18 protein-coding genes are annotated in these 20,389 nt (G+C 57.5%); 8 read left to right on the top strand and 10 right to left on the bottom strand.

Features of this window, described 5'->3' with window-relative positions; translation table 11 throughout:
• Nucleotides 1–53: 53 nt before the first annotated feature.
• Together hydA and ACR3E2_RS03350 are read right to left on the bottom strand one after the other, a co-directional pair.
• Nucleotides 54–1,508 carry a dihydropyrimidinase gene (gene hydA, locus ACR3E2_RS03355; RefSeq protein WP_480481340.1) on the bottom strand — a complete coding sequence of 485 codons (1,455 nt, stop codon included), beginning with the start codon at nucleotides 1,506–1,508 and terminating at the stop codon, nucleotides 54–56.
• Between the two features lie 91 nt (nucleotides 1,509–1,599).
• Nucleotides 1,600–2,850, bottom strand: coding sequence for a Zn-dependent hydrolase (locus tag ACR3E2_RS03350; protein ID WP_267364141.1), 1,251 nt, complete (start codon nucleotides 2,848–2,850; stop codon nucleotides 1,600–1,602).
• Nucleotides 2,851–3,022: 172 nt separating this feature from the next.
• Here ACR3E2_RS03350 and ACR3E2_RS03345 point away from each other — a divergent pair, with 172 nt between their 5' ends.
• Complete coding sequence (locus ACR3E2_RS03345; protein WP_209504191.1) at nucleotides 3,023–3,631, top strand: TetR family transcriptional regulator C-terminal domain-containing protein; 609 nt, start codon at nucleotides 3,023–3,025, stop codon at nucleotides 3,629–3,631.
• A gap of 47 nt (nucleotides 3,632–3,678) precedes the next feature.
• On the opposite strand, the gene preA is transcribed toward ACR3E2_RS03345, so the two are convergent.
• The 4 genes from preA to ACR3E2_RS03325 form a co-directional block, all read right to left on the bottom strand.
• Entirely contained in the window at nucleotides 3,679–4,983 is a 1,305-nt protein-coding gene (preA, locus tag ACR3E2_RS03340; RefSeq protein WP_480481342.1) for an NAD-dependent dihydropyrimidine dehydrogenase subunit PreA, read from the bottom strand.
• Nucleotides 4,984–5,001: 18 nt separating this feature from the next.
• On the bottom strand, nucleotides 5,002–5,838 hold the full coding sequence (locus ACR3E2_RS03335; protein WP_480481344.1) for a class I SAM-dependent methyltransferase: 837 nt from the start codon (nucleotides 5,836–5,838) through the stop codon (nucleotides 5,002–5,004).
• A gap of 46 nt (nucleotides 5,839–5,884) precedes the next feature.
• Entirely contained in the window at nucleotides 5,885–7,219 is a 1,335-nt protein-coding gene (locus ACR3E2_RS03330; protein WP_480481346.1) for an NAD(P)-dependent oxidoreductase, read from the bottom strand.
• Between the two features lie 159 nt (nucleotides 7,220–7,378).
• Nucleotides 7,379–8,011 (bottom strand): cupin domain-containing protein, encoded by a 633-nt coding sequence (locus ACR3E2_RS03325; RefSeq protein ID WP_480481348.1) that lies wholly within the window; start codon nucleotides 8,009–8,011, stop codon nucleotides 7,379–7,381.
• A gap of 144 nt (nucleotides 8,012–8,155) precedes the next feature.
• Here ACR3E2_RS03325 and ACR3E2_RS03320 point away from each other — a divergent pair, with 144 nt between their 5' ends.
• From ACR3E2_RS03320 to ACR3E2_RS03310, 3 genes are all read left to right on the top strand, one after another.
• Complete coding sequence (locus ACR3E2_RS03320; protein WP_480481350.1) at nucleotides 8,156–9,151, top strand: hypothetical protein; 996 nt, start codon at nucleotides 8,156–8,158, stop codon at nucleotides 9,149–9,151.
• A gap of 71 nt (nucleotides 9,152–9,222) precedes the next feature.
• Nucleotides 9,223–10,515 carry an O-acetylhomoserine aminocarboxypropyltransferase/cysteine synthase family protein gene (locus ACR3E2_RS03315; protein ID WP_480481352.1) on the top strand — a complete coding sequence of 431 codons (1,293 nt, stop codon included), beginning with the start codon at nucleotides 9,223–9,225 and terminating at the stop codon, nucleotides 10,513–10,515.
• Nucleotides 10,516–10,517: 2 nt separating this feature from the next.
• The gene (locus tag ACR3E2_RS03310; RefSeq protein ID WP_480481354.1) at nucleotides 10,518–11,228 is read left to right on the top strand and encodes a GNAT family N-acetyltransferase; all 711 of its coding nucleotides are present in this window, start codon (nucleotides 10,518–10,520) and stop codon (nucleotides 11,226–11,228) included.
• Between the two features lie 2 nt (nucleotides 11,229–11,230).
• Here ACR3E2_RS03310 and ACR3E2_RS03305 read toward each other — a convergent pair whose 3' ends face one another.
• Nucleotides 11,231–11,935, bottom strand: coding sequence for an SIMPL domain-containing protein (locus ACR3E2_RS03305; protein WP_480492689.1), 705 nt, complete (start codon nucleotides 11,933–11,935; stop codon nucleotides 11,231–11,233).
• 155 nt (nucleotides 11,936–12,090) lie between these two features.
• Between ACR3E2_RS03305 and ACR3E2_RS03300 the strand changes: the two genes are divergently transcribed.
• Nucleotides 12,091–14,043, top strand: a complete 1,953-nt coding sequence (locus ACR3E2_RS03300) for a hypothetical protein (RefSeq protein ID WP_480481358.1) — start codon at nucleotides 12,091–12,093, stop codon at nucleotides 14,041–14,043.
• Nucleotides 14,044–14,130: 87 nt separating this feature from the next.
• On the opposite strand, the gene hppD is transcribed toward ACR3E2_RS03300, so the two are convergent.
• Entirely contained in the window at nucleotides 14,131–15,228 is a 1,098-nt protein-coding gene (gene hppD / locus ACR3E2_RS03295) for a 4-hydroxyphenylpyruvate dioxygenase (protein ID WP_480481360.1), read from the bottom strand.
• Between the two features lie 147 nt (nucleotides 15,229–15,375).
• Between hppD and ACR3E2_RS03290 the strand changes: the two genes are divergently transcribed.
• Nucleotides 15,376–15,831, top strand: coding sequence for an Lrp/AsnC family transcriptional regulator (locus ACR3E2_RS03290; protein ID WP_267364492.1), 456 nt, complete (start codon nucleotides 15,376–15,378; stop codon nucleotides 15,829–15,831).
• Between the two features lie 19 nt (nucleotides 15,832–15,850).
• On the top strand, nucleotides 15,851–17,731 hold the full coding sequence (locus ACR3E2_RS03285; protein ID WP_480481362.1) for a monovalent cation:proton antiporter-2 (CPA2) family protein: 1,881 nt from the start codon (nucleotides 15,851–15,853) through the stop codon (nucleotides 17,729–17,731).
• Between the two features lie 30 nt (nucleotides 17,732–17,761).
• Here ACR3E2_RS03285 and cobT read toward each other — a convergent pair whose 3' ends face one another.
• Complete coding sequence (gene cobT, locus ACR3E2_RS03280; RefSeq protein ID WP_480481364.1) at nucleotides 17,762–18,772, bottom strand: nicotinate-nucleotide--dimethylbenzimidazole phosphoribosyltransferase; 1,011 nt, start codon at nucleotides 18,770–18,772, stop codon at nucleotides 17,762–17,764.
• Nucleotides 18,773–18,850: 78 nt separating this feature from the next.
• On the opposite strand from cobT, the gene cobS reads away from it, so the two are divergent.
• Entirely contained in the window at nucleotides 18,851–19,615 is a 765-nt protein-coding gene (gene cobS, locus ACR3E2_RS03275) for an adenosylcobinamide-GDP ribazoletransferase (protein WP_480481366.1), read from the top strand.
• Here the strand turns inward: cobS and ACR3E2_RS03270 are convergent.
• The gene (locus ACR3E2_RS03270; protein WP_480481368.1) at nucleotides 19,612–20,373 is read right to left on the bottom strand and encodes a potassium channel family protein; all 762 of its coding nucleotides are present in this window, start codon (nucleotides 20,371–20,373) and stop codon (nucleotides 19,612–19,614) included. The two genes, cobS and ACR3E2_RS03270, sit on opposite strands and share 4 nt — an antisense overlap.
• Nucleotides 20,374–20,389 lie beyond the last annotated feature (16 nt).

The raw sequence follows: 20,389 nt of genomic DNA, 5'->3' as shown, positions 1-20,389 counted from the left end.
CTACTGCCTTGAAAAGAGTGGTGCCGGGGCCGCCCAGATAGCGGCCCAACGGATCAAACCCCCGTCGCCGGGATACCTGTCCGCTCAACTGGCCGAGGGGCGGTTAGTTCTTTCCACGCGCTCAAAGCCTTGTTGACGGTCGTATTTGCCTCGCGCGCAACGAACTCGCCATGGCCTTCCTGCGTGCGGATTTCACCATCATGTACCGCAACCTGTCCGCGGGTCAGCGTAAAGCGCGGCAGGCCTTTGACCTCTTTGCCCTCAAACACGTTATAGTCAATCGAAGATTGCTGCGTACTGGCTCTGATCGTTTTCGTTTTTTCAGGATCCCACACGACGATATCTGCATCCGCTCCAACAAGGATCGCGCCTTTTTTCGGATAGCAATTCAGTATCTTGGCGATGTTTGTTGAAGTCACCGCAACAAATTCATTGGGCGTCAGGCGTCCGGTATTCACACCATGCGTCCACAGCATCGGCATCCGATCTTCCAGACCACCGGTCCCGTTCGGGATCTTGGTAAAATCCCCAACTCCAAAGCGTTTCTGTTCGGTCGTAAAGGCGCAATGGTCGGTTGCCACAACACTCAGCGATCCTGATTGCAGGCCATTCCACAGGCTGTCCTGGTGCTGCTTATTGCGGAACGGGGGGCTCATGACCCGCCGCGCGGCGTGGTCCCAATCCTGATTAAAATATTCGCTTTCATCGAGGGTCAGATGCTGAATCAGCGGCTCTCCCCACACCCTCTTGCCCTGCATTCGGGCTCGGCGAATGGCCTCATGAGACTCTTCGCAGGATGTATGAACAACATACAGCGGCACGCCCGCCATATCTGCGATCATAATGGCCCGGTTTGTGGCCTCACCCTCTACTTGCGGCGGTCGGGAATAGGCGTGCGCTTCCGGGCCAGAGTTCCCCTCGGCCAGAAGCTTGGCACTCAGTTCGGCAACGACGTCTCCGTTCTCGGCATGCACCATTGCGATGCCGCCCAGTTCGGCCAAACGCCTGAACGAAGCATAAAGCTCATCGTCATTCACCATCAACGCGCCTTTATAGGCCATGAAATGCTTGAACGTGTTGATGCCGCGCGTCTCGATCACGGTCTTGAGGTCGTCAAATACCTGTTCCCCCCACCATGTCACCGCCATGTGGAACGAGTAGTCGCAATTCGCCCGTGTCGATTTGTTGTCCCAACGCTTCAGGGCATCCAGCAGGCTTTCGCCCGGATTGGGCAGTGCGAAGTCAACAACCATAGTCGTGCCCCCCGCCAGGGCCGCCCGCGTACCGCTTTCGAAATCATCGCTGGAATAGGTGCCCATGAACGGCATTTCCAGATGGGTATGCGGATCAATCCCACCGGGCATCACATAACAGCCGGTCGCGTCCAGCTCGTTATCACCTTTCAGACCCATCCCGATCCCGGTGATGACGCCGCCTTCGACCAATACATCCGCCTTGTATGACAAATCCGCGGTGACAACGGTTCCGTTTTTTATAACAGTACTCATTTTGAACTCCCTGATGCGGTCTGCGCCGCTTGCTTCATCTGGCCAAAAATATCCCGGGGGAGTCGCCCTTGGGCGACGGGGGCAGCGCCCCCTATTCCACGATTTCGGCAGTCTCGACCACGGCATGCAGCAGGACATCTGCCCCGGCTGCCGCCCAATCCTTGCTGATCTCTTCAGCCTCATTATGGCTCAGCCCGTCGACACAGGGGCACATGACCATGGCGGTCGGGGCCACACGGTTGATCCAGCAGGCATCATGCCCCGCGCCCGAGATGATGTTGGTATGCGAATAGCCCAGCCTTTCAGCCGCATCGCGCACGGCAGACACGCAATCGTCGTCGAACTTCACCGGATCGAAACCGCCGACTTTCTCGAATTCGATCTGCAGGCCCATTTCTTCGACAATATCTTCCGCCGCCACCCGCAGGCGATTTTCCATGTCGGTGATCACCTCCAGCTCGGGCGAGCGGAAATCGACTGTGAAAACGACTTTTCCGGGGATTACGTTGCGAGAATTCGGGAATACGTCGATATGCCCCGCGGCACCCACCGCATGCGGTGCATGAGACCAGGCGATTTCGTCCACTTTCTCAAGAATGCGCGCCATCGCAAGCCCGGCATTCTTGCGCATCGGCATCGGGGTTGAACCGGTATGGGCATCCTTGCCGGTCACCGTGACCTGTGTCCAGCTCAGACCCTGCCCGTGGGTGACGACGCCAATATCCTTTCCTTCGGCTTCAAGGATCGGGCCTTGTTCGATATGCAACTCAAAGAAAGCATGCATCTTGCGCGCGCCGACTTCTTCTTCGCCGCGCCAACCGATCCGGTTCAGTTCATCCCCGAATTTCTTACCCTCGGCATCTTCACGGTTATAAGCCCAATCCTGCGTGTGCATTCCCGCAAAGACACCAGACGACAGCATGGCGGGCGCATATCGCGTCCCTTCCTCGTTGGTCCAGTTGGTCGCCACGATGGGATGTCTTGTCTTGATCCCGAGATCATTGAGCGTGCGGATAATCTCTAGCCCGCCCAGAACGCCCAGAACGCCGTCATATTTTCCGCCGGTCGGCTGCGTATCCAGGTGCGAACCCACATAGACCGGCAAAGCGTCCGGGTCGGTGCCCTCACGATGCGCAAACATGTTGCCCATCTGGTCCAGCCCCATGGTGCATCCAGCCTCTTCACACCATTTCTGGAACAAGGCGCGGCCTTCGGCATCCTCGTCAGTCAGAGTTTGCCGGTTATTCCCCCCCGCAACACCGGGACCGATCTTGGCCATCTCCATCAGGCTGTCCCACAACCTGTCGCCATTGATCCTGAGATTCTGCGCCGGAGCTGCCATTGTCTTATTCCCTGTTTGCTTGCGATTTTGCTCGCTCTTGGTGTCTTGATTTGACCAACTGGTCAAACTCACGCTATCACGGGTTCGGTATCAGTCAAGAAATTGCGCGGCAAAGCCTGAAATTTCAGTGTAATCCGTGCCTATCCGACGAAAAAAGAGACACACTGAAATCATGCCGAAAGACCGCGCACCAACTCGTATCCAGAAGAAGAACCGAGCCGCGATTCTCGAGGCTGCCCTGAATGTGTTTTCCGCACACGGGTTTCGTGGGGCAACCGTCGATCAGATTGCTGCCGAGGCGGGGTTGAGCAAACCCAATCTCCTCTACTATTTCGCGTCGAAAGAAGCGATCCACACCGAATTGCTTTCGGGCCTGTTGGAAACCTGGCTGGCGCCCCTGCACGATCTGGATGAGACCGGTGATCCAATGGAGGAAATGCTGGCCTATATTCGCCGGAAACTGCAAATGAGTCAGGAGCTACCACGGGAAAGCCGCCTTTTTGCCAATGAGCTTGTGCAAGGAGCGCCCCGCATTCACGACGCTTTGTCCAATGATCTCAAACAACTGGTTGACGAAAAGGTCACCATTCTCACCAATTGGATGGATCAGGGCAAAATCGCGCGGTTGCACCCTTATCATCTGATGTTTTCGATCTGGGCGTTGACGCAGCATTATGCCGATTTCGACGTTCAAGTGCGGGCTATTCTGGGTGACGAAAACCCGTTTGAGGGTGCAGAACCCTTTGTCGATACGCTGTACCGAAAGCTTCTGACGCCATGAATGCAGGGGCCGCGTCAGCGGCCCCTCAGGGATATTCCCTGTCTCAATCATTCCGCTGCTTTGGCCATCGGATTGTTCGGGTGCGTGGTCCAGTTCGCATAGGTCGGCTGAACCTCTTTCCCGGTGCGCGGATCGATTTCACCCGCCGCCATCGGCACCATCGAAATACAGCCTTCCACCGGGCAGACATCAACGCAGAGGTTACAGGCGACGCATTCGTCATCCATCACCTCGAACACACGGTCATCCGACATTGAAATCGCCTGATGGCTGGTATCTTCACAGGCGGCATAGCATCGGCCGCATTTGATGCACTGGTCCTGATCGATCTTGGCTTTGGCGATGTAGTTCAGGTTCAGGTATTGCCAATCGGTGACATTGGGCACCGCGCGCCCGATCACCTCATCAATGCTGGTATACCCCTTTTCATCCATCCATTCCGACAGACCTGCAGTCAATTCATCAATGATCTTGAACCCATAGGTCATCGCAGCGGTACAGACCTGCACCGTGCCACAACCCAGTGAAATAAACTCGGCCGCATCACGCCATGTGGTGACACCCCCGATGCCCGAGATCGGCATGCCATGCGTCGCCTCGGCCCGAGCGATTTCGGACACCATCGACAGGGCGATCGGTTTCACGGCAGGGCCGCAATATCCTCCGTGGCTGCCCTTGCCATCGATCGAGGGTTCTGGGCTGAACGTGTCCAGATTGACGCTGGTGATCGAATTGATCGTATTGATAAGCGACACCGCATCCGCGCCACCATTTCTGGCCGCCGCCGCAGGTTTCCGGATGTCGGTGATGTTCGGCGTCAGCTTCACGATGACCGGACGGTCATAGTATTGCTTGCACCAACGCGTGACCATCTCGATATATTCCGGCACCTGCCCCACGGCGGACCCCATGCCGCGCTCACTCATCCCGTGCGGGCAACCGAAGTTCAGTTCGATTCCGTCCGCGCCGGTTTCAGCCACGCGCGGCAGAATGGCTTTCCAGGCTTCTTCCTCGCAGGGCACCATGATCGAAGCGATCAGGGCGCGATCCGGATAGTCGGCCTTGACCCGCGCCATTTCCTCGAGGTTCACCTCAAGCGGGCGGTCGGTGATCAGTTCGATATTGTTCAGTCCCAGCAAACGGCGGTCGGCACCGTAAATCGCGCCATACCGCGGGCCGTTCACATTTACGACCGGCGGTCCCTCGGACCCCAGCGTCTTCCACACAACACCGCCCCAACCGGCCTCAAACGCGCGACGAACATTGTATTCCTTGTCCGTCGGCGGCGCAGAGGCAAGCCAGTAAGGGTTGGGGCTGGAAATGCCCAGAAAGTTAGTCGTCAGATCGGCCATGGCTTCTCCCTTCCCGGCTCAGCCGGATTTTTTGAATATCATTTCGGTCGGACGTATGCGCCCGGCCTTGAGGTTTTTGACGTAGTTCTGGAACTTTTCGGGTGCCGTCTCGCCCATCATCAGGTGAATGCCCAGCGGTGCCGGGCCGGATTCGGCAATCTTTGCAAAGACGTCCTCGAAGAACTGTATCGCGAATTCGGTGCGATCCGTTTCTTTCACCAGTTCAAAACCCGCGGCGCTTGCCGCAGACTTGTAAACATCCGGCGCATCCACGAACGAGGTTTCGGCAACAGTGGACCACGGCAGAGGGAAAGCCAGCGGCTCGTCCACGTCTCCGGCCATCACATCGAACAGGGCAAAAGTACCGCCCTTGGCCAGCGCCCGCGACACTTCGGCGAACAGCCCGGCCTTGTCCTTTATGTTCATGCCCACATGCATCATGACGGCCAGGTCGAACCCAGCATCCGGCACCGGCATGTCCAATGCGCTGCCCACATGAAAGCTGGTTTTCGAGGAATGCCCGACCATATCGCTGAGCACCTTGGCGGTTTCAACGAATTCCGGTGTCAGATCGACGCCTGTTACTGTCGAGTCATAGCGATCCACGACATAGCGAGAGGTCCCGCCGATACCGCATCCGACATCCAGAACACGGGTCGCATGGGTCGGCGACAACTGCGCAAACAGGTTGTTGGTCGCCAGAACGCCGCCCGTATGGAACTCGTCCCCTGCTTTCAGGTCTGCGACCGTGGCCGCATCCGGATCGATACCGCTGGCCTCAAGCGCCGCGCGGACGCGGTCGGTCAGTGCTCCGGTGGTGTAGTGTTGCGCTACGGCTTGTTCGATCTGGGACATGGGAATACCTCAGCAGCGAAAGGAATGGGGTGAATACCCCATCCTATCACGAAACCAGCGTCGCGTGGATGTCCATCGCTGCATCCCGGCCTTCGGCAACAGCCGTAACGGTCAGGTCTTCGCCCCCCGCCGCGCAATCTCCGCCTGCCCAGACACCGGCCACAGAAGTGCGTCCCGCACCGCTGACAGCGATCTTGTTGCCGTCCAGCTTCAGCCCTTGCGGCGCACCTTCCAGCGTCTGACCGATGGCTTTGAGAACCTGGTCTGCCCGCAGCCGGACCGTCTCACCGGTTCCGGTGAGTTGGCCGTTCTGGCTTGAGGTATACTCCAGTTCTATCTCGGCGGCAGTCCCATTGCCGTGTACCGCCACCGGCTGCACGTTGGTCAAGATCTGAACCCCGTGCGAGGCTGCCAGATCCTGCTCGTACCGGCTGGCACCCATGGCGTCGCGGCCCCGGCGATAGGCAATGGTGACATTCTCGGCACCTAACAATTTGGACTTTACCGCTGCGTCCACGGCAGTCATGCCTCCGCCAATCACGACGACGTTCCGCCCGACAGGAAGCTGTGCAAGATCACCAGCCTGCCGCACGTCCGAGATGAAATTGACGGCATCCCGCACGCCGTCCTTGTCAACACCATCCGCGCGCAGGGCATTCACCCCGGCAAGTCCGATGGACAGGAACACCGCGTCGTAGTTTTTGACCAGACCATCCAGTGAGATGCTTTCACCCAGAACCGACCCGGTTTCAATCGAGATACCACCGATTTTCAGCAGCCAGTCGACCTCGGCCTGCGCAAAATTGTTGGTCGATTTATAGGCGGCAATCCCGTATTCATTCAGACCGCCCGGTTTGGGTTTGCCTTCGTGGATCACCACGTCATGGCCCAGCATGGCAAGGCGATGCGCGCAGGCCAGACCAGCAGGCCCTGCCCCCACGACAGCAACCGTTTTCCCGGTTGATGCCGCACGCTCAAACGGATGCGCGCCCAAGGACATAAGATCATCCGTCGCAAAGCGCTGTAGTCGCCCGATCTCGACCGGCTTACCTTCGGCCGCCTCACGAACACAGGCCTCTTCGCACAGTGTTTCCGTCGGACAGACACGGGCGCACATCCCGCCCAAGATGTTCTGCTGAAAGATCGTTCGCCCGGCTGACTGCGGCTGTCCGGCCTGAATCTGACGGATGAATAGCGGAATATCGATGTCTGTCGGACACGCTGTGACGCAAGGCGCGTCATAGCAGAAATAACAACGGTCTGCTGCAACTGCGGCCTCATGCGGGGCCAATGGCGGATGCAGATCGGTGAAATTCGAGGTCAGCTCATCGCTTGAAAGCCGCCCGGCGACGATGCCGGGTGCCATCTGGCCCTGTGCCATCACTCTACTCCCTGTAGATATGTTTGTTATGATCTCAGCTTGCCACAAATAAATTTTTTATCAATTGGTAAAATTTGTCAGGTGATCAAAAAATTGAAAATCCGGGCCTTAAAACCCGGATTCACTGGCATTTTGGTTAATTTCAGGGCCGAAAAGCTTTCAGACCATTTCGCCAAGATGGTGGGACTTGGTCCAAACCCGGGCGCCGTCAGGCCCTGCAACGGCCCGCGAGTGCGTTCCGGGCGGCAAGCGCAACCAGTCCCATGTCGAAAATTCCTCCCCCGATTCACAGAAACTGCCGCTTATGACAAACACTTCCATTCCGTCGCGCGCATCCAGCTCGACCACGTCCCCCGCCGCCCATGTCCGCACAAAAACGTCCTCATGTTCATCTTTGAACAGTTGTACGTCAGAATCGCCATTTATCGAGCGGCGCACCTCGGTACGGTCTTGCGGGTCAAACTGGTGCAGCTTGACCAGAATGGTCGCGCCTTCCGCTGCAGACGGAGTGTGCGAGGACGTCGGTGGATTGCGTACATAGCTGCCGACGGGGAAATCTCCGGTCTCGTCCTGAAACACGCCGTCCAGCACCAGATATTCCTCGCCGCCGTCATGGGTATGGGCAGAAAAAGCGCTGCCGGGCGCAAAGCGGACAATGGTCGTTGCGCGGGCCACCTCATCACCAATCCGGTCCAGCATTTTACGCTCGACGCCAGCCGCAGGGGAAGCGACCCATTCGCTATTGTCAAAATGAACTGCGACCCGTTTTGTGAAATCCGCATTGATCCACATGTGTAACCCTTTCTGCTACGACCCCTGAAAGAAATGGGATCGCGTGATGAAATTTCAAATTTTCCGCTTTTGACGCCTTGGGCCGCTTGCTGTAATCCGAACTTCAAGGTGCACGGTCAAACACCTGTCGGGAAACGGGCATAGATGCAGGCAACGTCACAGAAATTCAACATCGCGGTCGTCGGTCAAAACAACCGCCTGCAATACGAAGCCCTGTTGTTTGCGGCTTCACTGCGCCATTCTTCGCCGCAATTCGAGGGCAAACTGTTTGTCGCCACGCCCAATCCGGGGCCACGCTGGAAACAGGATCCCCGCATTCAGGACGAAGAAGTTCTGAATGCCCTGAAACAACTGGATGCCGAAATTCTGCCCTTCGACTCGCATGTATTCGGTGAAAGCTATCCCTACGGCAACAAGATCGAAGCGCTGATGGCCCTGCCGGAAGATGAGCCCTTTGTGTTCTTTGACACCGACACGCTGATCACTGGCGAGATCACATCTGTACCTTTTGACTTCGACCGCCCCAGCGCATCACTGAAGGTTGAAGGGACATGGCCCAAACCAACGCTGTATGGCCCCGGCTTTGACGGTATCTGGCGCGCGCTTTACGCCCGGTTCGGGTTGGATTTCGAAAGCTCGCTGGACACCGATCAACCCCATGATCACTGGCGGCGGTACCTGTATTTCAATGCAGGCTATTTCTTCTGCAAATGCCCGCGGAAATTTGGTGAGCGTTTTCTGGACTACGCCAGGACAATCCGCGACGAAAACATTCCGGAGTTGACTGGCCAAAGCCTTGACCCCTGGCTGGATCAGGTCGCCCTGCCCCTTGTCATTCACTCGTTCGGTGGCGGTCGTGATGTTTTGCCCCCCGGTTTGCTGGACGGGTCCGTCAGTTGCCATTATCGCCTGTTTCCCTTGCTTTACGCCCGTGAAAGCGACCATGTGATAGACGTCTTGGAAACCGTCGTCGCTCCAAACAAGGTCAAGAAGGTTCTCAAGCAATACGAGCCACTGAAAAAGATGGTGCTGCAGGGGAAAGGCGCAAAAGTCCGCGCCCTGTTTGACCGGGATCATCTGCCACGACGTGAACAGGCCATCCGCAACACGATCAAAAGCAAGGGCCTCTGGCTGCGCTGACAGGATCGTTGTGCGCAGGCGGGCAATGGCCTACAGATTTCGCAAGACAAATTCCAACAGGAGATTTCAAGATGTCTGACGGCCCCACCTACGGTTTCGACACGTTGCAAATTCACGCGGGCGCCCGCCCCGACCCGGCGACCGGAGCGCGCCAGACACCGATCTATCAGACAACTGCCTATGTGTTCCGCGATGCAGACCACGCAGCGGCCCTGTTCAACCTGCAAGAGGTGGGCTTTATCTATTCCCGCCTGACCAACCCAACCGTCGCCGTTCTACAGGAACGCGTGGCGACTCTTGAAGGCGGCGTTGGTGCTGTTTGCTGTTCGTCCGGGCACGCGGCCCAGATCATGGCGCTGTTCCCGCTGATGGGTCCGGGTTGCAATGTGGTCGCCTCAACCCGTTTGTACGGCGGCACGGTCACGCAGTTCAGCCAGACGATCAAACGTTTTGGCTGGTCTGCCAAGTTTGTCGACACCGATGATCTGGACGCGGTGAAGGGCGCAATCGATGAGAATACCCGTGCGATTTTCTGCGAGTCCATCGCCAATCCCGGCGGCTATGTGACGGATATCCGTGCGCTGGCGGACGCGGCTGATGCAGCGGGCATTCCGCTGATCGTCGATAACACCTCGGCCACGCCCTATCTGTGCCGCCCGATTGATCACGGCGCGACCCTGGTCGTGCATTCAACCACCAAGTACCTGACCGGCAACGGTACGGTCACCGGCGGTTGCATCGTGGATTCGGGCAAGTTCGACTGGTCGGCAAATGACAAGTTCCCCTCGCTCAGCCAACCCGAACCGGCCTATCATGGACTGAAGTTCCACGAGACCTTTGGCCCGCTGGCCTTCACCTTCCATGGCATCGCCATCGGTCTGCGTGATCTGGGCATGACCATGAACCCGCAGGCAGCCCACTACACGCTGATGGGGATCGAAACACTGTCGCTGCGGATGGAGCGCCACGTAGAGAACGCCCAGAAAATCGCAGCGTGGTTGGAAGCGGATGACCGGGTGGACTACGTCACCTATGCGGGATTGCCGTCATCGCCTTACAAAGACCGGGTCAAATCGCAATATCCACGTGGCGCTGGCGCATTGTTCACCTTTGCAGTGAAGGGCGGCTATGACGCCTGTATCAAGCTGGTCAATGCGCTGGAAATCTTCAGCCACGTAGCCAATCTGGGCGACGCGCGCTCGCTGATCATTCATTCGGCATCGACCACGCACCGTCAGTTGACCCCGGAACAGCAGGAAGCCGCAGGCGCAGGTCCGGGCGTGGTGCGCGTGTCCATCGGGATCGAGGACGTGAACGATCTGATTGCCGACCTTGATCAAGCCTTGGCCAAAGCAACCGCCTGACCATGACCCAGCACGACACAAACAACCTTGGCCAGCCCATCGGTTTACCGGTTTCGGGTGACTTTCCACGCCCGACGCCACCCTATACGCCGATGGTGGGCCGGTATTGTTCTGTCGTGCCCCTTGATGTGAACAGACATGCGCCCGGATTGTTCCGGGCGTTTGCAAAGGACACGGATGGCCACAACTGGACCTACCTGCCCTACGGCCCGTTTGCTGGCGAACCTGAATTCGAAGACTGGGCGCGCGCCAACTGCATGGATGCGGACCCGATGTTCCATACTGTTCTGGACGGTGATGACATACCGTTGGGCATGGCTTCATATTTGCGGATCGAACCCGCTGCCGGAGCGATTGAGGTCGGGCATATCCATTTTTCACCCCTGCTTCAGCGCAAACCGCAATCAACCGAAGTCATGTATCTTATGATGCGGCGCGTGTTCGATGAACTGGGTTACCGGCGTTACGAATGGAAATGCGACGCGTTAAATGGTCCGTCGCGCAGTGCGGCAGAGCGGCTTGGGTTCACCTTCGAAGGCGTGTTTCGCCAAGCGACCCACTACAAAGGACGCAACCGCGACACAGCCTGGTATTCAATCATAGATACCGAATGGCCACGCATCCGCGATGCATTCGAGGCCTGGTTGTTACCCGAAAATTTCGACGCTTCGGGCCAACAACGAAAACCGCTGATGGCCCGCGCGAAGGGTTGATTTCATTCCGAAATCTCGAACACCATCGAGACGCTGACAGACACCGAAACCTCGCCACCTGCCACAGGAACACCCCCTGCGTCAGCCATGCTCATCATGCGCATCTCGGGCATCGGGCGCACGCCCCCCGTTTGTTCCGAAATCGTTTGCACCGCGCCAAGGGTTACACCCGCGGCCTGCGCCAACTGCTCGGCCTTGGCCATAGCTTCGCCGACAGCTTGCGCGCGCGCTTGGGCTTCGATTGGTTTGGTATCCTGCACCCCAAAGCTCAATCCACCAAAATCGTTGGCGCCATCCTGAATGACCGCATCCATGATGCTTCCAAGCTTGGACAGATCACGCACACGCACAAACACGCGGTTCGAGGCTGCGAACCCCGAAATTTCCGGTGTTTCCCCATTCTGCCCGTGCCGCCCAGACCAAACAGGGGAAAGCGACAGATCGCGGGTCTGAATATCGCGGTCTTCAATCCCCATCCCGGTCAGGCGCGCAAGAACCTTCGCAACTGCGTCCGAGGTGGCCTGCATCGCTGCCGAAGCCTCGGCATTTTCATTTGTCACACCCAATGTGATCGTCGCCATATCGGGGGCAACATCGATGGTTCCGGTTGCGTCAACGGTGATGCGACGTTCTTCCGCATGGGCAAGTCCAGCGGTCGTTGCGGCCATCATTGCGGCCAGAAAAGCGAATGTCTTCAATGTTATCACTCCGATTTGCTTGGGTTAAAGATGGGTCGGCGATGCATTGCCATACAAGAGGAGAGTTTGCCTTTTTCTTTCCCTCGGCAAGTTCCTGCTTTAATGTCGGTCTGCGAACGCCATGGTGTTTGCATTGACGTTGATAATTATGGTTCCTGCGGATTATGAAACCTGCCTTTGCGCTGTCTTTTTCTGCGACCGGAATATCACTGTATCATCACTCGGATGACGAATGGTTCGTTATCGGCTCGATTCCCTTGGATTCGCCGGACCTGTCCGGTCAGATGCAGGTTTTGCGGGAAAACGCCTTTGCGTTGGAAAACGACCTAAGCTGCAAGCTTGTTTTGCCTTCCGAACAGGTTCGATACCTTCAGGTTGCAACCGATGACTTGCCCCCCGAAGACACGGTCGAACGTATTGAGAGCGCACTTGCCGACGCAACGCCTTACGCTTTGTCCGAGCTCAGCTACGACTATCAGACCGAAGGCGGCACCACCTATGTTGCAGCTGTCGCGCAGGAAACGCTGAGCGAGGCGCGGGCCTTTGCCTCGGACCATGGATTCGTACCGGTTTTGTTTTGCGCCGAGGAAGACGCAGACGCATTCCCCCGAGAAGCATTGTTCGCGCAGCGTTCAGGCACATCGGAAACCCGACCAGCAGAGCTACCGCTGTCGGTAAAAAACGCAGACCAGCCCGAACCGGCAAAATCCTCTGGGAAACCAGCGCATCCCATTGCAGGCGCAGCGGCACCAAACGTGTTTCTGACCCCCGAAACACCTGACAATAAGTTTGCGACTACGAAAGCGCAGGCACCGCGTTTTGCTATCCCGGCATTTGCCGCGGCGCTTCTTCTTGGTGGCGCTTTCGGCGTTTGGCTGGCCTTGGACAGCGGTGGAGAAACAGATCAGGCCGCACCGAGCCCAATTCCAACCGAGACAGGTGTTTCCGAGCCGGTTATCGACGCCCTGCCACCGATAGTGCCCGAAGTTGCGGCAATTGCCCCCCCGGAAAACTTGCCCGCTGACCCTGCTCTGGACAGGGACGTGCCCCCAACTCCGGAACCTACTGACGCCGAAGCCGAAGAACAACCGGAACTCACGCCTACCGACGCGGCAATCCTTGAGGCGCTCAAGGTGGCCCCGACCCCTGTTGAATCTGTGGCTCAGGACCCCGAGGCAGATGAGAATATCAGCGCTGCCTCCGGTGTGAATGTAACGCCTCCGGCCGCTTTGGACGTGCCAGAAGCCCCGGAACCGGACGATCTGTATCTGACGTCGATTGACAAATCCGACCTGTCCAGCGATGCGGTTGCCCTGCCTCCGGCTTCCAGTTTCGATACTGACGAACCCTTTGTTCGGGACGTGCAACATGGCATAGCAGGAGCGCGGTTCAATCTGGATGATCGCGGGCTGGTAACGCCCACGCCGGAAGGGACGCTGAACCCGGATGGGATTGTCGTTTATCAGGGCCGACCGTCGAAGGTTCCGCCAGCAACGCCAGTGCGTTTCGAAGATGAACCCGTACTTGACGAGGTCGACGAAAGACTGGCCGGTCTTCGCCCCAAACCTCGCCCCGCAGATCTGGTCGAGAGCTTCGAACGCGGGCAGTTGGGGGGGCGGTCGCTGGCAGAGCTTTCGACCAAGCGACCAAAAGCACGCCCGGACAGTCTGCAAGCGCGCACAGAAATCGACGAGACGCCAACCGCATTGGCCGTTGTCCGCGTCCCGCGCCCCAGAGTGCGCCCGGCGGGTCTTGTTACTGCAAAGGCATCTGCTTCTGGTAACTCCAATCTTGGATCAACGGCCGCGCTGGACCAGAGTTCAGACGACGCCGGATCGTTTCAGGCGAAATCGGTCGCGCCCAAGATTCCCTCAACCGCGTCTGTAGCCCGGCAGGCCACGCTCGATAACGCGATCAATTTGCGTCGCCTGAATCTGATCGGCGTTTACGGCACACCCGCAAATCGGCGCGCCTTGGTCCGGCTTCCCAGTGGGCGCTACAAAAAACTGAAAGTTGGGGACAGTATTGACGGCGGCAAGGTCATCGCTATCAGTGACAGTGAACTGCGTTATCAAAAGAAAGGTCGCAACGTGACCCTGGCGATGCCACGCAGCTGACATAGGCGCTCAAAACCGTGTCCGATCACCTGTAGACAGGCACGTCAGAGGCAGCAGAACCGCCCCCGACTTATTGGTTCATTTGGATCAAGCCGCGGAAATCTCGCCGCTTTCGATCTGTTCGCGCTCGATGGATTCAAACAGCGCCTGGAAGTTCCCTTCGCCGAAACCATCATCACCCTTGCGCTGAATAAACTCGAAGAAGATCGGGCCAATCACCGTTTTCGAGAAGATCTGCAACAGAATGCGCGTCTCGCCCCCGTCAACGACACCTTCACCGTCGATCAGGATGCCGTGTTTCATCATCCGGTCCAGCGGCTCTTCATGGCCGACCACGCGGGTCCTGGACATCTCGTAATAAGCTTCATTCGGACCCGGCATGAACTTCAGGCCGTTTTCAGCAATAGCATCGGTTGACGCGTAGATGTCGTCGCTGCCCACTGCGATATGCTGAATGCCTTCACCTTTGTATTTCTTCAGATAAGACACGATCTGCCCGGTCTCACCGCGGTCCTCGTTGATCGGAATACGAATACGACCGCAGGGTGATGTCAGCGCGCGGCTATAAAGGCCGGTGAATTTTCCCTGAATGTCAAAGAAACGAATTTCACGGAAGTTGAACAGGTCGCCATAGAACTTGAACCACTTGTCCATGTTGCCTTTGTAGACATTGTGCGTCAGGTGATCGAGATAGAAGAACCCCTCGCCCCGAGGTTTGGATTCCTTGATCCATTCGAATTCCTGATTATAGGGCGATGTGTCGTAGTACTGATCAATGAAATAGATCAGCGACCCGCCAATACCCTTGATCGCAGGCACATTCATGGTTTTGTCAGCGTGGTCGTAAGGTTCCGCACCTTTTGACACGGCATGCTCGTACGCTTTTTGCGCGTCCACGACCCGCCAGCCCATCGACGGCGCACAGGGCCCATGTTCAGCCACGAACTTAGCCGCAAAACTGTCCGGGTCAGCATTCAGGATATACGTCACATCCCCTTGCTGCCATAGCTCGACGGCAGGATCTTCCTTGTGGCGGGCCACCAGATCAAACCCCATCTTTGCGAACAGATCACGCAGCTCCTGCGGTTCTGGATGGGCGAATTCGACGAATTCAAACCCATCTGTACCGGCAGGGTTTTCTTCGCTGATCACGGATTTCGGGGCATTGTGCGGGAAAGGACCCATGGCGCGTCTCCTACGAAAACAGGAATTTCTTTGCTGATTCAAAAATACGACTTTTCTGACGCTGTTTCTGCGCATTGTTTTCGTATAAACTGCAAGATGACGCGCAAAACGCGCATAAAAGTTAATAAAACCAGGATTTTTCCGCACATGCTGGATGCAACCGACAAGCGACTGCTTTCCGCGCTGCAAAAAGACGCGCATCTGACGGCCCATCAACTGGGTGAAATGCTGAACCTGTCGCCCAGCCAAGCGGGACGTCGCCGACAGCGGCTTGAAGTCGAAGGGTACATCACCGGATATGCTGCCCGGCTGGACCCGCTGAAACTGGGCCTGCAGGTGCAGGGGTTCGTTCAGGTGCATCTGGGCACCCATGGCCCCGAGCAATCCGCAAGCTTTGCCCGCATGGTCGACACCCGCCCCGAGATTACCAGCGCATGGACGATGACGGGCGAGGCTGACTATCTGCTGCACATCTACTGTGACGACCTGTCCGCCCTCAACAGCTTGCTACATCAGGTGATCCTGCCGCATCCTGCCGTTGCACGAGTACAGAGCCAGATTGTAATGGATCAACTTAAACGCGACGCCCCCCTTCCCACCTGAAAAGGTTCCGAGGACACACATGGACGACTTTCTATATCAGGCTTCAATCTATCTGGCAGCGGCAGTCATTGCCGTTCCCCTGTCTGCCAGACTGGGGTTGGGATCCGTGCTGGGTTATCTTGCCGCCGGGATCATTATCGGACCCGCACTGGGCCTTGTCGGAGCGGAAACCGAAAATCTTCAGCATGTGGCCGAATTTGGCGTGGTGATGATGCTGTTTCTCATTGGTCTGGAACTGGAGCCACGCGCCCTGTGGGACATGCGCGACAAGTTATTGGGTCTGGGCGGATTGCAGGTGTTGCTGTCAACAGTCGCGATTGCTGCCGTGGCCATGTACGCCAACCATCCCTGGTCGGTTGCCCTGGCGGTAGGGTTGACCCTTTCGCTTTCATCGACCGCGATCGTTCTTCAAACCCTGTCAGAAAAAGGCCTGATGCAGACAAACGGCGGCCGCGCGACATTTTCGGTTCTGTTGACGCAGGACATCGCGGTGATCCCAATTCTGGCTTTGTTGCCACTGCTGGCGCTGCCCGCCATGCCACGTTTCCAAGCAGATGGATCGATTGACCGGGGGGCTGGAGGATCACATGGCGCAGGCGATCACAGTTTGTCACTGGTCGAAGGGCTGCCGGGCTGGGCCGTCACCCTTGTCACAATCGGCGTGGTGGTGTTTGTCATTCTGGCCGGTGTCTACCTGACAAGACCGTTGTTTCGCTTCATCCACGCAACCCGTCTGCGCGAGATGTACACCGCACTGGCACTGATGATTGTCGTGGGCATTTCGTTTCTGATGACACTGGTCGGCCTGTCACCTGCCCTGGGCGCGTTCCTGGCAGGCGTTGTTCTGGCCAGTTCTGAATTCAGACATGAAATGGAAAGCGACCTTGAGCCGTTCAAAGGATTGTTTCTGGGGCTGTTTTTCATCACGGTCGGTGCCGGAATAGACTTCGGTTATTTTTTCAACGACCCGCTGGACCTGATTGGACTGGCGCTGCTTGTGATACTTGCCAAGGGGATCATCCTATTTCTGGTGGGCAAGGCCTTCAAACTGCGGGGGCGTGATCACTGGTTGTTCACCCTTGGGTTGGCGCAGGCTGGTGAGTTCGGTTTTGTCCTGCTGGCATTTTCGACGAAACAGAATGTCATTCCGCCCGACCTGTCGCAGAAACTGCTAATGATCGTTGCTCTGACGATGTTAATCACGCCTCTTCTTTTCATCGTCTACGATGCGTTGTCGCGGAAGATTGGCGATTCCGCGGCCAGCCCTGAACCTGACGTGATTGACGAAAAGGGCCCGGTCATCATCGCCGGCATTGGTCGCTTTGGTCAGATCGTCAACCGGCTGGTGCGGGCCAGCGGTTTCAAGACAGTCGTTCTGGACCACAATATTGAAACCATTCAGCTGATGCGCCGATTTGGCGTCAAAGGCTTTCTGGGCGATCCCACTCGGCCGGAACTGCTGCGCGCGGCGGGATTGGACAAAGCATCCGTTCTTGTCGCCGTTATGGACGATCACAAGCAAGTCACGCGGCTTGTCAGCTATGCCAGACGGCAGCGTCCTGACCTTCACATCATCGCACGCGCCCGCGACCGGACCCATGTGTACGAGTTGTATCAGGCGGGTGCCAATGACATCGTGCGGGAAATGTTCGACAGTTCGCTGCGCGCAGGTCGCTATGTTCTGGAGAATATCGGACTGAGTGAATACGAAGCAGCCCAGGCCGAGCAGACGTTTTACAACCATGACAGGAAGGCAGTGCGCGATCTGGCCGAGCTTTGGGTCCCCGGAATGCCAATCGCCGAAAACAGGAAATACATCGAGCGTTCGCAGGCGCTGGAAAAGGATCTGGAAACCGCGCTGCTGGAACTGGCTGAAGAGCACGCCAAGAAATCGGCCTGACCCAAGCCTTTGCCCGGGTCAGGTGCGAGTTCAGCCGTCAGAAACCCCAGCTTCGGCAAAGGTAGCCATGCCGGAATGACAGGCGACGGCACTTTTCAGAATGTTGATCGCCAAGGCCCCGCCGGACCCTTCGCCCAACCGCAGGCCAAGGCTCAGCAACGGCTCTTTACCCAATTTTGCCAGCACGGCACCATGGGCCGCTTCGGCGCTTTGGTGGCCTGCCACGGCATGATCCAGCGCGCCATCGGACAGCTTCCATAAGCAGGCTGCGGCGGCCGAACAGATGAACCCGTCCAGGATCACCGGGATGCGCAACACCCGCGCGGCAGCAATTGCACCCGCCATCGCAGCAATCTCGCGCCCGCCAAGACAGCGCAGGATGTCCAGACCATCATTCGACGTGTGTTTCGCGACGCCCTCGGCCACGACACGGGTTTTGTTGACCAGACCGGCGTCATCCACACCGGTTCCGCGCCCTGTCCAATCGGACGCGTCGCCACCAAACAGCGCGCAGGCAATAGCCGCAGCCGGGGTGGTGTTGCCAATCCCCATTTCGCCGACCACCAAAAGATCGGATTGCGGATCAACGGCCAGCCAGCCAGTGCGCAACGCGGCCAGCAATTCATCCTCTGTCATGGCTGGGGCTTGGGTGAAATCCGCGGTCGGCTTGTCCAGATCCAGCGCGTGAACATCCATCTTCGCGCCTGCCGCCCTTGCCAACTGATTTATCGCCGCCCCGCCATGTTCGAAATTCATCACCATCTGCACGGTTACTTCCGGCGGAAAGGCCGAAACACCCTGCGCGGTAACACCGTGATTTCCGGCAAACACAATGACCTGAGGCGCGCTGATTTGTGGACGGGCGTCCCCTCGCCATCCTGCATACCAGACCGCAAGATCCTCAAGCCGACCAAGCGCACCAGGGGGTTTGGTCAATTGTCCATTTCGTTCGGCCGCGCCCTGCACCGCAGCGGCATCCGGGCCCGGAGCCCCCGCCAGGACAGCACGGAACGTGTTCAAATCATTCAGTTCAGGCAGCATGAAAGCCTCATTGCATCAGAGTGGTCCTGCGTGTTTAACCGAAGGATCGAAACCAACAAGACCCCGAAAGGCACGGGCGTGCAAAAAAACGACACCAAACCGTTTTCCCTGTGGGATGTTCCGCTGGCCCTGGTGCTGTTGACCCGCCTGCCCCTGCCCCGTTTGCCCAAAGCCGTGTTTGCCCGGCAGGCACAATCGGTATGGGCATTTCCACTGGTTGGGCTGGTCGTTGGCGGGCTGGCATGCCTGACCGGTTGGCTGGCGATGGGGTTTCAACTGCCCCCGTTTGTCGCAGCCTCGTTGCTGGTCGCGGTACTGATCCTGTTGACGGGCGCTATGCACGAGGATGGTCTGGCCGACACGTTCGACGGGCTTTGGGGCGGTTTCACCGCTGAACGTCGGCTGGAGATCATGAAGGACAGCCAGATTGGAACGTACGGCGTGCTTGCCTTGATGATCTCGCAGATTTTACGAATATCCGCGATTTCCACCATGCTGGCTGTTGGTCCGATCTGGATGGTTGTTGCAGCTTGCGTATTTTCCCGCGCCCTGATGCCAGCTCTAATGGTTCTTCTTCCAAACGCCAGAAAGTCGGGCCTGAGCCATTCAGTTGGCACCCCCGGCGCAGGATCAGCCTGTATCGCTGTGGGCATCGCGATTCTGGTCGCTTACAGCTTGTGCGGAAGTCTGGCGCTTACCGCGATACTCTTCGCGGCTTTGATCGTCGCTGTTTTGGGGCTCGTCGCGAAGACCAAGATCGGCGGTCAAACCGGAGACATTCTGGGCGCATCACAACAATTGGCGGAAATCACATTTCTGCTTGCCATCAGCGCCCAGATCTAAGACGCGCCCCCGGTTTCAATTCGCAACGTATCGCCGCAATGTTTGCAATGCACGGCGTCGGGGTCGTGCCGGTACAGCCCGCAGCTGGGGCATTTGTGGCGGACCTTCTGTGGCGCGAAAATCGCCTGCGCCAGCCGGACGAACAAGGCTACGCCAACGACCATAATGAAGACGGAAAACATTTTGCCGCCCGGTGTGACCAAAGTGATGTCGCCAAACCCGGTCGTGGTGAGCGTCGCCATGGTAAAATACAGCGCGTCTATGTAAGGCGTTTGCGCGTCTTCGGGGATAAAAAATACCAAAACGGCCGTCGAGGTGGCAAAAACAAAGACCAGCAGGTTGATCGCCGCAATAACTGCGTCCTCGTGCGTGCGGAAAAAACGGCTGTCGCGCCGCAGATCCCAGAGCAGGTGATATGAATGGATCAGACGCAGGGCACGTAAAATCCGCAGGAAAGCGAGGTTGCCTGTCAAAAACGGATCAAGCACCAGCGAGAGGATGACCACGATATCCGCCACTGTGTAAATCTGGCGCAAAAATCTCCAGCGGTCTTTTGAGATCCAGAGCCGCGCAGAGAAATCCAGAAAAATCAGCACACCGACCAGTTGGCTTGCAACGGTTAAGCCCGGCCCATGCGGGATGTGCGCCGTCCCGACAAAGAAAATGATTGTCGCAACATCGAACAGGATCAGCGCATACCGAAACCAGACCGAAACAGGGTCGTGTCCGATGTACAGGTATTTCACAGTCTGCTTCATGTGCGTCCGGTAATCT

The organism is Ruegeria sp. AL7 (assembly GCF_056536105.1).
This window is presented reverse-complemented; position numbering and strand designations above follow the sequence as displayed.

What these genes read in the sequence shown, in the direction of transcription:
- ACR3E2_RS03310 (WP_480481354.1), top strand. Translation starts at nt 10,518, where the DNA reads ATGACCCAGCACGACACAAACAACCTTGGCCAGCCCATCGGTTTACCG.
- ACR3E2_RS03350 (WP_267364141.1), bottom strand. Translation starts at nt 2,850, where the DNA reads ATGGCAGCTCCGGCGCAGAATCTCAGGATCAATGGCGACAGGTTGTGG.
- ACR3E2_RS03335 (WP_480481344.1), bottom strand. Translation starts at nt 5,838, where the DNA reads ATGTCCCAGATCGAACAAGCCGTAGCGCAACACTACACCACCGGAGCA.
- ACR3E2_RS03330 (WP_480481346.1), bottom strand. Translation starts at nt 7,219, where the DNA reads ATGGCACAGGGCCAGATGGCACCCGGCATCGTCGCCGGGCGGCTTTCA.
- cobT (WP_480481364.1), bottom strand. Translation starts at nt 18,772, where the DNA reads ATGCTGCCTGAACTGAATGATTTGAACACGTTCCGTGCTGTCCTGGCG.
- ACR3E2_RS03315 (WP_480481352.1), top strand. Translation starts at nt 9,223, where the DNA reads ATGTCTGACGGCCCCACCTACGGTTTCGACACGTTGCAAATTCACGCG.
- ACR3E2_RS03345 (WP_209504191.1), top strand. Translation starts at nt 3,023, where the DNA reads ATGCCGAAAGACCGCGCACCAACTCGTATCCAGAAGAAGAACCGAGCC.
- hydA (WP_480481340.1), bottom strand. Translation starts at nt 1,508, where the DNA reads ATGAGTACTGTTATAAAAAACGGAACCGTTGTCACCGCGGATTTGTCA.
- ACR3E2_RS03320 (WP_480481350.1), top strand. Translation starts at nt 8,156, where the DNA reads ATGCAGGCAACGTCACAGAAATTCAACATCGCGGTCGTCGGTCAAAAC.
- ACR3E2_RS03325 (WP_480481348.1), bottom strand. Translation starts at nt 8,011, where the DNA reads ATGTGGATCAATGCGGATTTCACAAAACGGGTCGCAGTTCATTTTGAC.
- hppD (WP_480481360.1), bottom strand. Translation starts at nt 15,228, where the DNA reads ATGGGTCCTTTCCCGCACAATGCCCCGAAATCCGTGATCAGCGAAGAA.
- ACR3E2_RS03290 (WP_267364492.1), top strand. Translation starts at nt 15,376, where the DNA reads ATGCTGGATGCAACCGACAAGCGACTGCTTTCCGCGCTGCAAAAAGAC.
- ACR3E2_RS03270 (WP_480481368.1), bottom strand. Translation starts at nt 20,373, where the DNA reads ATGAAGCAGACTGTGAAATACCTGTACATCGGACACGACCCTGTTTCG.
- ACR3E2_RS03300 (WP_480481358.1), top strand. Translation starts at nt 12,091, where the DNA reads ATGAAACCTGCCTTTGCGCTGTCTTTTTCTGCGACCGGAATATCACTG.
- ACR3E2_RS03285 (WP_480481362.1), top strand. Translation starts at nt 15,851, where the DNA reads ATGGACGACTTTCTATATCAGGCTTCAATCTATCTGGCAGCGGCAGTC.
- preA (WP_480481342.1), bottom strand. Translation starts at nt 4,983, where the DNA reads ATGGCCGATCTGACGACTAACTTTCTGGGCATTTCCAGCCCCAACCCT.